The sequence below is a fragment of the Pectobacterium brasiliense genome (assembly GCF_016950255.1).
Classification (GTDB): Bacteria; Pseudomonadota; Gammaproteobacteria; order Enterobacterales; family Enterobacteriaceae; genus Pectobacterium; species Pectobacterium brasiliense.
In genome coordinates, this window is the sequence record NZ_JACGFN010000002.1 from 140,105 (window position 1) to 153,694 (window position 13,590).

The window sequence follows — 13,590 nt, forward strand, 5'->3', positions numbered from 1 at the left end:
AGTACACAACCATATAGTGCAGATGCGCAACCATTTGCAGCAAAAGCGATAATCATTCTTCAAAAGGTACTACAGGAAGAGTACATTAAGCAGGTTATGCTATTCCGTCTGGGAATATGCGCTCTCTGCAGAAGGCTCGTACTATTTATGTCTCTGATTGAAAAATCCAAGAAACTGGAGAACGTATGCTATGACATCCGTGGCCCAGTCTTAAAGGAAGCCAAGCGGCTTGAAGAAGAAGGTAATAAAGTCCTTAAACTGAACATTGGCAACCCTGCCCCTTTCGGCTTCGAGGCACCAGACGAAATTCTGGTCGATGTCATCCGTAACCTGCCTACCGCCCAGGGTTACTGTGATTCCAAAGGCCTCTATTCCGCCCGTAAAGCCATCGTTCAGCACTATCAGGCGCGGGATATGCGCGATATTACGGTTGAAGACGTCTATATTGGTAACGGTGTTTCCGAACTCATCGTGCAATCCATGCAGGCGCTGCTTAACCCAGGCGATGAAATGCTGGTTCCTGCGCCGGACTACCCGCTTTGGACCGCCGCGGTTTCCCTGTCTAACGGCAACGCCGTTCACTATCTCTGCGATGAATCCTCCGATTGGTTCCCCGATCTGGATGATATCCGCAAAAAGATCACGTCCAATACTCGCGGTATTGTCATCATTAACCCGAATAACCCAACGGGTGCGGTCTACAGCAAAGAGCTGCTGTTGGATATCGTGGCGATTGCGCGCGAACATAACCTGATCATTTTTGCCGACGAAATTTACGACAAAATTCTGTATGACGATGCGCAGCATCACTCGATTGCCGCACTCGCGCCGGATCTGCTGACAGTCACGTTCAACGGACTTTCCAAGACCTACCGCGTGGCGGGTTTCCGTCAAGGCTGGATGGTACTCAATGGCCCGAAAAAACACGCCAAAGGCTACATTGAAGGGCTGGAAATGCTCGCCTCTATGCGTTTGTGCGCGAATGTGCCGATGCAGCATGCGATTCAGACCGCGCTGGGCGGCTATCAGAGCATCAGCGAATTTATTCAGCCCGGCGGACGCCTGTACGAGCAGCGCAACCGTTCCTGGGAACTGATCAATCAGATCCCCGGCGTGTCATGCGTAAAACCACGCGGCGCGCTCTATATGTTCCCACGCATTGATGCCAAGCGCTTCAATATCCACGACGACCAAAAGCTGGTATTGGATCTCCTGTTGCAGGAAAAAGTGTTGCTGGTTCAGGGAACCGCATTTAACTGGCCTTACCCGGACCACGTACGCATCGTCACGCTGCCGCGTATTGATGAGCTGGATATGGCAATCCACAAATTAGGGCGTTTCCTGGGGCACTATCACCAATAACCCAGCAGTCATCGAACCTATCCTCGCCGGGCAATCACCGCTCGGCGACTATACCTCACCTCCGTTTGCATAATCTCCGGCATGTGCCCACAATAGATGCCCACGATATTGCTATTTTACTGCGCTGTTGTCTGAGAGATCGCCATGAATCAGAGCCACTTTTTCGCCCATTTATCTCGTCTAAAACTCATCAGCCGTTGGCCGCTCATGCGCAACGTGCGCACGGAAAACGTCTCCGAGCACAGCCTTCAGGTCGCCTTTGTCGCCCACGCGCTGGCAGTCATCAAAAACCGTAAATTCGACGGTAACCTGAACGTAGAACGCATCGCGCTACTGGCGATGTACCATGATGCCAGCGAGGTGCTGACCGGTGACATGCCGACGCCGATCAAGTACTACAATGCGCAGATCGCACATGAGTACAAGAAGATAGAGAAGATTGCACAGCAGAAACTGGTTGAGATGTTGCCGGAAGAACTCCAGCAGGATTATCGAATGCTGCTGGATGATAACTACACCAGCGAAGAAGAACGCGCCATCGTTAAACAGGCAGACGCACTGTGCGCCTACCTGAAATGTCTGGAAGAATTATCCGCAGGCAATGCGGAATTCACACTTGCCAAAGCACGACTGGAAAAAACATTGCAGTTGCGCCACAGCCCGGAAATGGACTATTTCATGACGGTATTCGTGCCCAGCTTTAGCCTGTCGCTTGACGAAATCAGTCAGGATTCTCCGTTATAACGGGCGTCCGCTATAACGGTCAGAGGTCGTCAGAACGGATACAGCCACGGCACCATCACTACGCTGACCAACATCACCAGCACGGTAAAGGGGACGCCAATGCGCACAAAGTCCCCGAATTTATAACCGCCCGGTCCTAGTACCAACGTATTTACCGGTGACGACACCGGGGTCATAAAGGCGGCAGAGGCTGCAATCGCGATGATCATCGCAAAGGGATAAGGCGACACGCCCATCTGCTTCGCCGCGGCAATCGCAATGGGTGCCATCAGCACCGCCGTCGCCGTGTTGGAAATAAACAGACCGATCACAGCACACAGTACGAACAAGCACACCAGCATCACATGCGGCCCGGCGTTCCCGGCAACATCCATCAGCCCTTTAACAATCAGCGCTACACCGCCCGTTTGCTGCAACGCCAGCGCAAACGGCATCATCCCAACGATAAGAATAATACTCGGCCAGTGAATGGCTCGATAAGCACTTTCCATGTCGATACAGCGGAATTTACCCATCAGCAAACAGGCGATCAGCGCAGCGACTGCATTCGGTATTTCATCCGTCAGCATCATCGCTACCATCAGCGCCAGACAAAACAGCGCGTGAGGTGCCTGACTCACCGCGGGCGCAACGTCATCCACTTCGGCAGGGAGATTAAGTAAAAGGAAGTCGTTTTTCTGCGTGTGCAACTGCCGGATCATGCGCCAGTCGCCCATCACCAGCAGAATATCCCCGAGCTGGAGCGGTTCATCGGCGAGGATACCTTCCATCGCTTCGCCTGACCGGCGAATCCCCACGACACTCAGGCCATAGCGGCTACGAAATCCGACGTCGTACAGCGTTTTCCCCAGCAGCTCGGAATCAGGGATCAACGAGACTTCCGCCATTCCCACATCACGCGCCTGCTCAGAAAAATATTCACCGCGCAGCACCATCGGTTCAAGCCGCTGCGCGGTGCAAAATTCGCGTAAATCTACCTCAGAGGCCGACATGTCGATCAGTAAAACATCATTCAGGCGAAGTTCGGTATTGCCCGCCACGCTGATCATCACACGGCGAAACTTACGCCAGCGCTCAATCCCAACTACGTTTGCACCAAAGCGCTGACGCAGGCGTAAATCATCAAGACGGTGACCGATAAAAGGCGACCCCGGACGAATCGCCAGCCGACGCGCCCTGCCCGTCAGCCGATAATCACGAATCAGATCGCGAAATGTTCTTCTCTTCCACATCTCTTTTGCTGTTGCCGTCTCGGCGTCGCCAAGCCAGTAACGCGCGACCATCATATACGCCACACCCAGCAGCAAGACCACCATCCCTATCGGCGTCACGCTGAAAAACCCAAAACCCGCGACACCTTCGCGCATCAGCTCGCTGCTCACCACCATATTCGGCGGCGTCGCTACCAGCGTCATCATGCCGCTAATCAACCCGGCAAAACTCAGCGGCATCATCAACCTTCCGGGGGAAATCTTCATCCGTGCGGAAACGCTCAGCACCACGGGAATAAAAATCGCGACAACGCCGGTGGAACTCATGAAAGCACCTAGCAGCGCAACGGTGACCATCAGTAAGATCAACATCTTCATCTCACTGCTGCCCGCCACGCGAACCAGCCAATCACCGACCTGATAAGCAACGCCGGTACGAACCAACCCCTCACCAATCACAAACAGGGCAGCAATCAATATCACGTTAGGATCGCTGAACCCCACCAACGCTTCAGATAGCGTCAGCGTGCCGCTCAGTACAAACGCGATAATGACCAACAGCGCTACGACGTCCATGCGTAATTTATTGGTGGTAAACAACACAATGGCGATCAGCAACAGGGATAAAACCCAGAGAAGTTCGCTATTCAAAACGGTTCCCCTGACGGAAAAATGCATGTTGAGAGGTGTGGGTTCGCATACCCTGAAAAGGGAAGCCAACGCACATGCAGCTTGAAGTATAACGGGTATAGTCTGCCATAAAAAAACCTCGCGGATGCGAGGTTTGATCATATTTAGTCACAATTTTATCATTATGTTACAGACGCCTACTGGCGCAGAAGCACCTTAGCACCGTTCGGTAATTGTTCTATTTCTATCTGCTCCAACGAATCAAGAATCAGATCGACCTGATCCAGTTTCGGCGTATCCGCAGGAGCCTTCACCGCAATGACTTTACAGCCTGCGGCCAGCCCCGACAGCACGCCCGCTGGCGCATCTTCCACGACGACACACTCTTCCGGCTTTAACCCTAACTGCTGTGCGCCAAGGAGATAAGCATCAGGAGCAGGTTTGCCTTTGGCAACCTGCTCCGCGGTAATAAAGGCACGAGGAGCAGGTAGTTCTCCGCGATGATGACGGGCACTGGCAATCGGCACCGTACCAGACGTCACAATCGCCCAGGGAATATCCAGTGCATCCAAACGTTCCAGCAGCGCCTTAGCACCTGGCATGGCAACAATGCCCTGCGTATCAGACGCTTCAGTTTTCTCCAGCGCATCAAACTCTTGTTGAATCGTTTCTTCGCTTTGCCCTTGAAGAAAGTGACGCAGGGACGTGATTGCCTGCTTGCCATGAATAAAATCCAGCACTTCCTGTGGTTCAATATCGTGATCCTTTGCCCAGTTAATCCACGCACGTTCTACAGCAGGCAGTGAATCAACCAGCGTACCATCGAGGTCGAACAGAAAACCTTTACACTCCACAGAAAGCCCCTTTTTCATTAATCAGGCGTTGATGATCTGTGCGATCTCAACCGCACTCAAGTGATACTGGCGTGGGCAGGATTGCCAGACAGCCAGCATTCTGTTGTATTTGTCCCACATCTTCGTCTGCGCGTTAAACCCATGCGTACCCGCATCAAAGTGGGGATAGCGACCTTCGACATGTACCATAAAGCGTACAAAACCGAGGTAGCGCGCTTCCGTTGCGGCATCAAAGCCCAGGAAAGTCAGGCGACGCTCATCCAAATCCTGCTTATCTTTCAGATTGGTCCACGACACCTGCAAGGCATGATGCATTTCCATGATGTTAATAATCGAGCGGCAAACCTCTTCAGTCAGCTCACCAAACTCACGATCCAGCTCGCGCATCTGCAAACCATAACCACGCTCAATGATCGTTTGTAACCGGCGATAGCGCTCGGCGTTGTCAGGATCGAGCATCGTCATCATTTTGTATTGGTTTGAAAGGATCAATCTCTGGGCATTCGTCATTTCCATGTTGCTCTCCTGAACCCTCTTTGGTGTAAGCCAATGTCGCTAAATAGGTATTAACCGCAGAATCGCATACTGAATCGTGTCACGATAGCGGTAGCCACCGCTTCTTTGATTTGAAACAGGGGAAAGAACAAAATAGCTATCAACCCTCATACAGCCTGACGCCGATCACAAATCATCAAGGAAGGTTTTATCAAGCTGGCTAAATGCCCGCTTCAGCACATCTGCCAATGATTGGTAAGTCGGCGCTTCTTCCAATGGGGCCAATGCCTGACCTGACTCCAGCAGCTTATGACGAATCTCATGGAACCACTGTGCCAGCGTCGGCGGTAAAGGCGTCACGGAACGGCGGCCAAGCCACCAAAGGCCTTGCAACGGCAGGCTACAGGCAAACAGCGCGGTAGCAATGGCCGGGCCGAGTTGGCCGCCGAGCGCAATCTGCCATGTTAAGGTAAACACCGCCAGCGGCGGCATGATGCGGATGCCGAACCGTGTCGCTCGCGCTACACGGTTTTCAGGAAAGACTGGCGCCAGCTGCTTTTCTGCTGGCCACGTTTTCATGTAATGCTGCCCACGTTGGAGTAGCTGTAGCCAACTGATTCTACTGTCTGGTTTCGTCGCCATAGCCACACCTCAACTTTACAGATAAAAAATAAAACTTTTGCACAAATCAACAACTCAAGTTGATAAGGTTAAAATATATTTTGTGTTTACTCTACGCTATCGGTATCCTAGACCGGCCTTTTGGCCGCTGTATACCTAAAGTAGTATGACTACACGCAAGGAGTATAATTCCCTTCGCGACATAAGCGCAGCCAACGGCCATAACGCGGTTATTCATCGCTTTAAAAGCTGCGGTTTACATCAGGTCGATGTCACGTTGTTGTAGAGATTAGTTGTATCGATTATCCGATATAACCTACGTCATAGTATCGACCCTATTTCATCATCGTGTCTGGTGTATCACACCAAGGTATGATGTTAATCATAAATGCCAGTGGCGGCATGCGATACGCTATGCCCTGTATGACATTTTTTTAACCATGTATAACAAGTAGGTACTTCCATGTCGAGTAAGTTAGTACTGGTTCTTAACTGCGGTAGTTCATCCCTGAAATTCGCGATCATCGATGCGATTAACGGAGAAGAGTACCTGTCTGGTTTAGCCGAATGTTTCAACCTGCCTGAAGCCCGCATCAAATGGAAAATGGACGGCGGTAAACACGACGCCGAACTGGGTGCCGGTGCAGCTCACAGCGAAGCGCTGAACTTCATCGTCAATACCATTCTGTCTCAGAAACCAGAGCTGTCAGCTCAACTGGTTGCTATTGGTCACCGTATTGTTCACGGCGGTGAGAAGTTCACCCAATCCGCGATCATCACTGATGATGTTCTTCAGGGTATCAAAGATTCCGTACCTTTTGCACCTCTGCACAACCCGGCGCACCTGATCGGCATCGACGAAGCACTGAAATCTTTCCCGCACCTGGCTGATAAGAACGTCGCTGTTTTCGACACCGCGTTCCACCAGACCATGCCGGAAGAATCCTACCTTTATGCACTGCCGTACAAACTGTATAAAGAAAACCACATCCGTCGCTACGGCTTCCACGGCACCAGCCACTACTTTGTTTCTCGTGAAGCCGCTAAAGTGCTGAACAAACCAGTAGAAGAGCTGAACGTTATCACTTGCCATCTGGGCAACGGTGGTTCCGTTACTGCAATCCGTAATGGCGAATGCGTTGACACCTCTATGGGTCTGACGCCGCTGGAAGGTCTGGTGATGGGTACGCGCTGCGGCGATATCGACCCGGCTGTGATTTTCCACCTGCACGACGCTCTGGGCATGGACATTGATCGCATCAACACCCTGATGACCAAAGAATCTGGTCTGTTGGGTCTGACTGAAGTGACCAGCGACTGCCGCTACGTTGAAGATAACTACGAGACGAAAGCAGATGCTAAACGTGCAATGGACGTTTACTGCCACCGTCTGGCGAAATACATCGGTTCTTACGCTGCACTGATGGAAGGCCGTCTGGATGCCGTCATCTTCACCGGTGGTATCGGTGAAAACGCCGCAATGGTTCGTGAACTTTCGCTGAAAAAACTGGGCCTGCTGGGCTTTGACGTCGATCACGAACGCAACCTGGCTGCGCGCTTCGGTAAAGCAGGCAACATCGCTAAAGATGGCACCCGCCCTGCGCTGGTTATCCCGACCAATGAAGAGTTGGTCATCGCCGAAGACGCTTACCGTCTGACCGCGTAAAACACGTAACTCCCAACACCGTCAGCCAAGGCTGACGGTGTTGTTTTTGACTAACGAGCAACCGTAAAGAGGTTCGGCCGTGTCCCGTATAATCATGTTGATCCCAACTGGCACCAGCGTTGGTCTGACAAGCGTCAGCCTGGGTGTCATCCGCTCCATGGAACAGAAAGGCGTTCGCCTGAGCGTGTTCAAACCTATCGCCCAGCCGCGCAGTGGCGACAATACGCCAGATCAAACGACCACCATTATTCGTGCTAATTCCGCCATCAGCGCCGCCGAGCCGCTGGCGATGAGCCGCGTTGAAGCCCTGCTGAGCTCCAACCAGCAAGACGTGCTGATGGAAGAAATCATCGCGCGCTACCACGAAAATACCAAAGACGCAGAAGTCGTTCTGGTTGAAGGTCTGGTTCCTACCCGCAAGCACCAGTTTGCTAACGCATTGAACTATGAAATCGCCAAAACGCTGAACGCAGAAATCGTCTTCGTACTGGCGCTGGGTAACGATTCCCCGGCACAGCTGAAAGACCGTATCGAACTGGCGCGTTCCAGCTTCGGCGGCAGCAAAAACAAAAACATCACTGGCGTGATCATCAACAAACTGAATGCGCCGGTAGACGAACAGGGACGCACTCGCCCTGACCTGTCTGAAATCTTTGATGACTCCACGAAAGCCAGCGTTGCCAACATCGATCCGAAGCAACTGTTTGCTAACAGCCCGCTGCCGGTACTGGGCTGCATCCCATGGAGTTTTGACCTGATCGCAACGCGCGCTATTGATATGGCGAAGCACCTGAATGCGCGTATCGTCAACGAAGGTGACATTCAGACGCGTCGCGTTAAGTCCGTGACCTTCTGCGCACGCAGCATTCCTCATATGCTGGAGCATTTCCGTCCGGGTTCACTGCTGGTGACCTCCGCTGACCGTCCTGATGTTCTGGTTGCCGCCTGTCTGGCTGCCATGAATGGCGTGGAAATCGGTGCCCTGCTGCTGACTGGCGGCTACGAAATGGATCCGAGCATTGCCAAGCTGTGCGAGCGCGCCTTCCAAACTGGCCTGCCTGTATTTATGGTCAACACCAACACCTGGCAGACCTCACTCAGCCTGCAAAGCTTCAACCTTGAAGTACCGGCTGATGACCGTCAACGTGTTGAGAAAGTGCAGGAATACGTTGCACGCCACATCGATACCCAGTGGATCGATTCCCTGAGCGCAGAGTCTGAGCGTTCACGTCGTCTGTCTCCACCAGCATTCCGCTATCAGCTTACCGAGCTGGCGCGTAAAGCAGGCAAACGCATCGTTCTGCCAGAAGGTGATGAACCACGTACCGTTAAAGCAGCGTCTATCTGTGCTGAACGCGGTATTGCTCACTGTGTGCTGATCGGTAACCCGGAAGAAATTCAGCGTGTTGCTGCCGCTCAGGGCGTAGAACTGGGCAAAGGCATCGAAATCGTCGATCCGATTGTCGTACGTGAGCGCTATGTTGCGCGTCTGGTTGAGCTGCGTAAAAGCAAGGGCATGACCGAAGTGGTTGCGCGCGAACAGCTCGAAGACAACGTGGTGCTGGGTACGCTGATGCTGGAACAGGGCGAAGTTGACGGTCTGGTTTCTGGTGCCGTTCATACCACCGCTAACACCATCCGTCCGCCGTTGCAGCTGATCAAAACCGCACCGGGCAGCTCTCTGGTGTCTTCTGTGTTCTTCATGCTGCTGCCTGAGCAGGTTCTGGTTTACGGCGACTGCGCCATCAACCCAGATCCAACCGCAGAGCAACTGGCTGAAATCGCTATCCAGTCTGCTGATTCCGCTACCGCCTTCGGTATCGACCCACGCGTTGCGATGATCTCTTACTCTACCGGTAACTCCGGTGCGGGTAGCGATGTTGAGAAAGTGCGTGAAGCGACCCGTCTGGCACAGGAAAAACGCCCTGATCTGGTTATCGATGGTCCGCTGCAGTACGACGCCGCAATCATGGCTGACGTTGCACAGTCCAAAGCACCGAACTCGCCAGTTGCAGGTAAAGCCACCGTGTTCATCTTCCCTGACCTGAACACCGGTAACACCACGTACAAAGCGGTACAGCGTTCTGCCGACCTGATTTCCATCGGGCCAATGCTGCAAGGCATGCGCAAACCGGTTAACGACCTGTCTCGCGGCGCACTGGTAGACGATATCGTTTACACCGTTGCCCTGACCGCTATTCAGGCTACACAGCTCTAATCTATTCAGATTAATTCTGTTATCTTCTATGCCAGCCTCAGCGCTGGCATTTTTTATTGCTCTCCGTACAAAAACCACACCGCGCAGGCTCAAAAATAACCATAAACAGGGTCGATGGATGACGGTAATACGACGATTGGATCAACACTTTCAGCAGCAGTTGGAAAAAGGGATTACGCCTTCATCGCCCAAAGGGTTAACCCGTTTTTTGATTGAATTTCTCTATTTTGGTGTCAAAGAAGCCCGCGCCTGTCTCTTCGTTGGCCTGTTCTTTCTTGCCGTGTTTAGCGTACCGAAAGCTGGCTGGTTTTCTATCCCGCGCTATGATTTGTTGCTGATATTCGCCATTCTGATTCAGGGATGGATGGTTGCCAGCAAATTAGAAACCTGGGATGAGTTAAAAGCCATTACGCTGTTTCACCTCGTGGGTTTTGCGCTTGAAGTGTTTAAAACCTCATCAGGAATTCGCTCCTGGTCGTACCCTGATTTCGCCTACACCAAGGTACTGGGTGTGCCGCTGTTTGCCGGATTCATGTATGCCTCTGTCGGTAGCTATATCATTCAGTCCTGGCGGCTATTCGATCTTAAAATTCGCCATCACCCGCCCTACTGGCTGGCAACGCTGGTCGCGCTGCTCATTTATGCCAATTTCTTCACCCACCACTACATCGGCGACTACCGCTGGTACATTGCTGCACTGTCAGTTGGGCTCTATGCGCGCACCACCGTCATTTTCACGCCTTACGATCGGGAACGACGAATGCCGCTGTCATTGGCCTTTATTCTGATCGGCTTTTTCATCTGGCTGGCTGAAAATATCAGTACGTTTTTCAGTATCTGGAGCTATCCAGAACAGCTCGGAGCCTGGTCGATGGTTCACGTAGGGAAATGGAGTTCGTGGGCTTTACTGGTGATCATGACGTTCACCATCGTGATTTACCTGAAGGATATCAAGAAGAGTATTCATGTTCCCGAGTGATGACTCGCAGTTCATCACTCGGAAAAAATAGATGCCGCTGCGGGGAAAATCAGCGGCGAGATAGAAGCGATATTATTTCTGTGAATCAGCGTCTGATGAAGCGACGACGTTGCTGTCGTTTTCATCATGAGCATTTTCATCATGACTGTTTTTATCATTAACAGCAGATGTTGCAGCGGCTTCGACTGCCTCGTTCAGCTTACGTGAAATCGGCTTGCCATATTCCTGATCGCTATGGCGCGTTAGCCACAGCGACAGGGCTTTCAGCGAATCTGGCGTAAACTCATCGCAGCGTGCGGTGATCTCTTGCGGCGTCAGCCAACTGACCTCATCAACTTCTTCTTCCTGTAGCGCAAACGGCCCGTGGGTGACGCAGCTAAACAGCCCGCCCCACACCCGGCAATTCTCGCCTTCGTAATAGAACAAGCCGTGTTCTGCAAACGGCACGCCCGCAATGCCAAGCTCCTCTTCCGCTTCACGACGTGCGGATTCCAGCATTTGCTCACCGCTTTGCACTACGCCGCCAGCGGTCGCATCCAGCCAGCCTGGATAGAAATCTTTGACTTTCGTCCGGCGTTGAACCAGAACTTTACCCATTCCATCATGCACAACAATGTAAGTGGCACGATGACGAAGACTCTGCGCACGCATCTGCTGACGACTTGACTGAGCAATTACCTCGTTGTTTTCATTGACGATATCAACCCACTCTGTGCCTGCTGCCTGACTTTGTTCCGCCATCCTCTGAAACCCTTTAGTATTGGCACGTTGCTACGCGCGTCTGTTTTAAATGATCGATCTTTGCCGTGAATCTTCCCTGCTGCCTTGCCATTATTCAAGGTCAAAAACAGGGTATACGCTAAATTAGTGCCTAATCGTGACCTGTGCAATAGGTTCGCCGCCGTGTAACGGCAGAACCCGCAGCTCGTCTTGTTCAAGTAAACCGTAGCTCGCGGGGTATCCCCCCTTTGGCAAGCTCACTGAGCCGGGATTGAAAAAATAATATTCACCCCGTTGCTCAGCAACCGGAATATGGGTGTGACCATATACCAATACATCCCCCGCGTGTAGCGGCGGCATATTCTCTGGATGATAAAGATGACCGTGCGTCAGGAAAAGGCGATTCTGCGGCAATAGCACATGTTGCCAGGGTGCCGTTATCGGAAAGGTCAACAGCATCTGATCCACCTCACTGTCGCAGTTCCCTCGCACGGCAATAATGCGTGATGCATAGGCGTTCAGTCGGGCAGCCACTTCCGCAGGCTGATATGTTTCTGGCAGCGGATTGCGCGGGCCATGATTGAGAAAATCGCCCAGCAAGATAAGCCAGTCGGCATGACTCTGCTCAAAGATCTCCAGCACACGATCCGTCGCGCTGAGAGAACCGTGTATATCGGACGCAAACATTAACTTCATCGTTATCTCCACAGCGTTTATATCAACCATGCTACACCTACAACACCCGCATTCTTTATCGGACGTAGTCTACCAAAGTTAGCAATGTGCTTCCGGTAAAGATCGCTCAACGGCGTGCGTCATCGCTTATTTTTCACTCGCAGAAGTGGTAGGGTAAGAACCCGTTCCTCAATTCGCTATTCTGACAGCGCGTCGCTCTCTGAAGCGATCAACTGCCATACAGTCCATGATGTTTTTCTGAATTAAAACGGAGACTTGATTCATGATTGACCTGTATTACGCACCAACCCCTAACGGGCACAAGATCACCCTGTTTCTGGAAGAAGCTAATCTCCCCTACCAGCTCCACCGCGTGAATATCAGCAAAGGCGAACAATTCCGACCGGAGTTTCTGGCTATCTCGCCTAATAATAAAATTCCCGCGATTGTTGATACGCAGCCTGCGGAAGGTGACACGCCGATTAGCCTGTTTGAGTCAGGCGCTATCCTGCTCTATCTGGCGGAAAAACACGGCGTGCTGCTGAGCACCTCATTACGTGAGCGTACAACTACGCTGCAATGGCTTTTCTGGCAGGTTGCTGGTTTCGGACCGATGCTGGGGCAGAATCATCATTTTAACCACTATGCGCCTCAGCCAGTGCCTTACGCCATTGAACGCTATCAGCAGGAGACGCAGCGCCTGTACCGCGTGCTGGATAAACATCTGCAAGACAGCCCCTGGCTAGCAGGAGAAGATTACAGCATCGCTGATATCGCGACCTACCCGTGGGTGGTTTCTTATGCTCGCCAGCGCGTCGACCTTGATGACTACCCAGCGGTGAAGGCGTGGTATACGCGTATCAGTGAGCGTCCGGCAACGCAACGGGCTTACCAGCTCGCCGATCAATAAAATTCTGGCATCATCTCATTCGGCCTTTGGGTATCTTCTGCTATGGTAATCAATATATTGTCGTTAACGATACCCCCTGACGCTGCGGTTTAGTCGCAGTAACAGAAGCTACCGAGGGCCGAGCAATGCCACATCACTATTCTGACGCCATTATTCGTATAAAAAATCTGCGGCTGCGCACCTTCATCGGTATCAAAGATGAGGAAATTACGAATAAGCAGGATGTGATCATCAACGTTGTGATTCACTACCCAGCAGAACAGGCACGCAACAGCGAGAATATCGCTGATGCGCTGAACTACCGCACCATCACCAAAAGCATTATTCGCCACGTGGAAGATAACCGCTTCGCTTTGCTGGAAAAATTAACGCAGGATGTGCTCAACATCGCCAGCGATCACGAATGGATCACCTATGCTGAAGTAGAAGTCGATAAACCGTTTGCCCTGCGATACGCCGATTCGGTTTCCATGACCCTGCGTTATCACAAGGCATAAAGATAGGG

Annotated in this window: 13 protein-coding genes; 7 read left to right on the forward strand and 6 right to left on the reverse strand. The window is 52.0% G+C overall.

Annotation, left to right across the window (positions count from 1 at the left end):
• The first annotated feature begins 147 nt into the window (after positions 1-147).
• Positions 148-1,362: a pyridoxal phosphate-dependent aminotransferase gene (locus H4F65_RS15190; protein WP_010278908.1), complete on the forward strand. Its 1,215-nt coding sequence runs from the start codon at positions 148-150 to the stop codon at positions 1,360-1,362.
• A 144-nt stretch (positions 1,363-1,506) separates the two neighbouring features.
• Positions 1,507-2,106 carry a 5'-deoxynucleotidase gene (gene yfbR, locus H4F65_RS15195; protein WP_010278911.1) on the forward strand — a complete coding sequence of 200 codons (600 nt, stop codon included), beginning with the start codon at positions 1,507-1,509 and terminating at the stop codon, positions 2,104-2,106.
• A 29-nt stretch (positions 2,107-2,135) separates the two neighbouring features.
• On the opposite strand, the gene H4F65_RS15200 is transcribed toward yfbR, so the two are convergent.
• The 4 genes from H4F65_RS15200 to yfbV all read right to left on the reverse strand — a co-directional run bounded on the left by H4F65_RS15200 (position 2,136) and on the right by yfbV (position 5,938).
• Positions 2,136-3,968: an SLC13 family permease gene (locus H4F65_RS15200; protein ID WP_010278915.1), complete on the reverse strand. Its 1,833-nt coding sequence runs from the start codon at positions 3,966-3,968 to the stop codon at positions 2,136-2,138.
• Positions 3,969-4,144: 176 nt separating this feature from the next.
• Positions 4,145-4,801 carry a sugar phosphatase gene (locus H4F65_RS15205; RefSeq protein ID WP_010278919.1) on the reverse strand — a complete coding sequence of 219 codons (657 nt, stop codon included), beginning with the start codon at positions 4,799-4,801 and terminating at the stop codon, positions 4,145-4,147.
• A 21-nt stretch (positions 4,802-4,822) separates the two neighbouring features.
• On the reverse strand, positions 4,823-5,317 hold the full coding sequence (locus H4F65_RS15210) for a YfbU family protein (protein ID WP_010278924.1): 495 nt from the start codon (positions 5,315-5,317) through the stop codon (positions 4,823-4,825).
• A gap of 165 nt (positions 5,318-5,482) precedes the next feature.
• Positions 5,483-5,938: a terminus macrodomain insulation protein YfbV gene (gene yfbV / locus H4F65_RS15215; protein ID WP_010278929.1), complete on the reverse strand. Its 456-nt coding sequence runs from the start codon at positions 5,936-5,938 to the stop codon at positions 5,483-5,485.
• 442 nt (positions 5,939-6,380) lie between these two features.
• Here yfbV and ackA point away from each other — a divergent pair, with 442 nt between their 5' ends.
• From ackA to H4F65_RS15230, 3 genes are all read left to right on the forward strand, one after another.
• Positions 6,381-7,583 (forward strand): acetate kinase, encoded by a 1,203-nt coding sequence (gene ackA, locus H4F65_RS15220; protein WP_010278931.1) that lies wholly within the window; start codon positions 6,381-6,383, stop codon positions 7,581-7,583.
• Positions 7,584-7,662: 79 nt separating this feature from the next.
• Positions 7,663-9,801, forward strand: a complete 2,139-nt coding sequence (gene pta, locus H4F65_RS15225) for a phosphate acetyltransferase (protein ID WP_014916033.1) — start codon at positions 7,663-7,665, stop codon at positions 9,799-9,801.
• A 118-nt stretch (positions 9,802-9,919) separates the two neighbouring features.
• Positions 9,920-10,780 (forward strand): DUF817 domain-containing protein, encoded by an 861-nt coding sequence (locus H4F65_RS15230; RefSeq protein ID WP_010278935.1) that lies wholly within the window; start codon positions 9,920-9,922, stop codon positions 10,778-10,780.
• Positions 10,781-10,852: 72 nt separating this feature from the next.
• On the opposite strand, the gene yfcD is transcribed toward H4F65_RS15230, so the two are convergent.
• Positions 10,853-11,521, reverse strand: coding sequence for an NUDIX hydrolase YfcD (gene yfcD, locus H4F65_RS15235; protein WP_010278937.1), 669 nt, complete (start codon positions 11,519-11,521; stop codon positions 10,853-10,855).
• Between the two features lie 123 nt (positions 11,522-11,644).
• Positions 11,645-12,196: a phosphodiesterase gene (gene yfcE / locus H4F65_RS15240; RefSeq protein WP_010278939.1), complete on the reverse strand. Its 552-nt coding sequence runs from the start codon at positions 12,194-12,196 to the stop codon at positions 11,645-11,647.
• 262 nt (positions 12,197-12,458) lie between these two features.
• Between yfcE and yfcG the strand changes: the two genes are divergently transcribed.
• Positions 12,459-13,085: a GSH-dependent disulfide bond oxidoreductase gene (gene yfcG, locus H4F65_RS15245; protein WP_010278941.1), complete on the forward strand. Its 627-nt coding sequence runs from the start codon at positions 12,459-12,461 to the stop codon at positions 13,083-13,085.
• A 125-nt stretch (positions 13,086-13,210) separates the two neighbouring features.
• Positions 13,211-13,582, forward strand: a complete 372-nt coding sequence (gene folX / locus H4F65_RS15250; RefSeq protein ID WP_010278945.1) for a dihydroneopterin triphosphate 2'-epimerase — start codon at positions 13,211-13,213, stop codon at positions 13,580-13,582.
• Positions 13,583-13,590 lie beyond the last annotated feature (8 nt).

Bases quoted from the DNA above. Each gene is read 5' to 3' on its own strand.
- H4F65_RS15190 (WP_010278908.1), top strand. From the start codon at position 148: ATGTCTCTGATTGAAAAATCCAAGAAACTGGAGAACGTATGCTATGAC.
- yfbR (WP_010278911.1), top strand. From the start codon at position 1,507: ATGAATCAGAGCCACTTTTTCGCCCATTTATCTCGTCTAAAACTCATC.
- H4F65_RS15210 (WP_010278924.1), bottom strand. From the start codon at position 5,317: ATGGAAATGACGAATGCCCAGAGATTGATCCTTTCAAACCAATACAAA.
- yfbV (WP_010278929.1), bottom strand. From the start codon at position 5,938: ATGGCGACGAAACCAGACAGTAGAATCAGTTGGCTACAGCTACTCCAA.
- ackA (WP_010278931.1), top strand. From the start codon at position 6,381: ATGTCGAGTAAGTTAGTACTGGTTCTTAACTGCGGTAGTTCATCCCTG.
- H4F65_RS15230 (WP_010278935.1), top strand. From the start codon at position 9,920: ATGACGGTAATACGACGATTGGATCAACACTTTCAGCAGCAGTTGGAA.
- yfcD (WP_010278937.1), bottom strand. From the start codon at position 11,521: ATGGCGGAACAAAGTCAGGCAGCAGGCACAGAGTGGGTTGATATCGTC.
- yfcE (WP_010278939.1), bottom strand. From the start codon at position 12,196: ATGAAGTTAATGTTTGCGTCCGATATACACGGTTCTCTCAGCGCGACG.
- yfcG (WP_010278941.1), top strand. From the start codon at position 12,459: ATGATTGACCTGTATTACGCACCAACCCCTAACGGGCACAAGATCACC.
- folX (WP_010278945.1), top strand. From the start codon at position 13,211: ATGCCACATCACTATTCTGACGCCATTATTCGTATAAAAAATCTGCGG.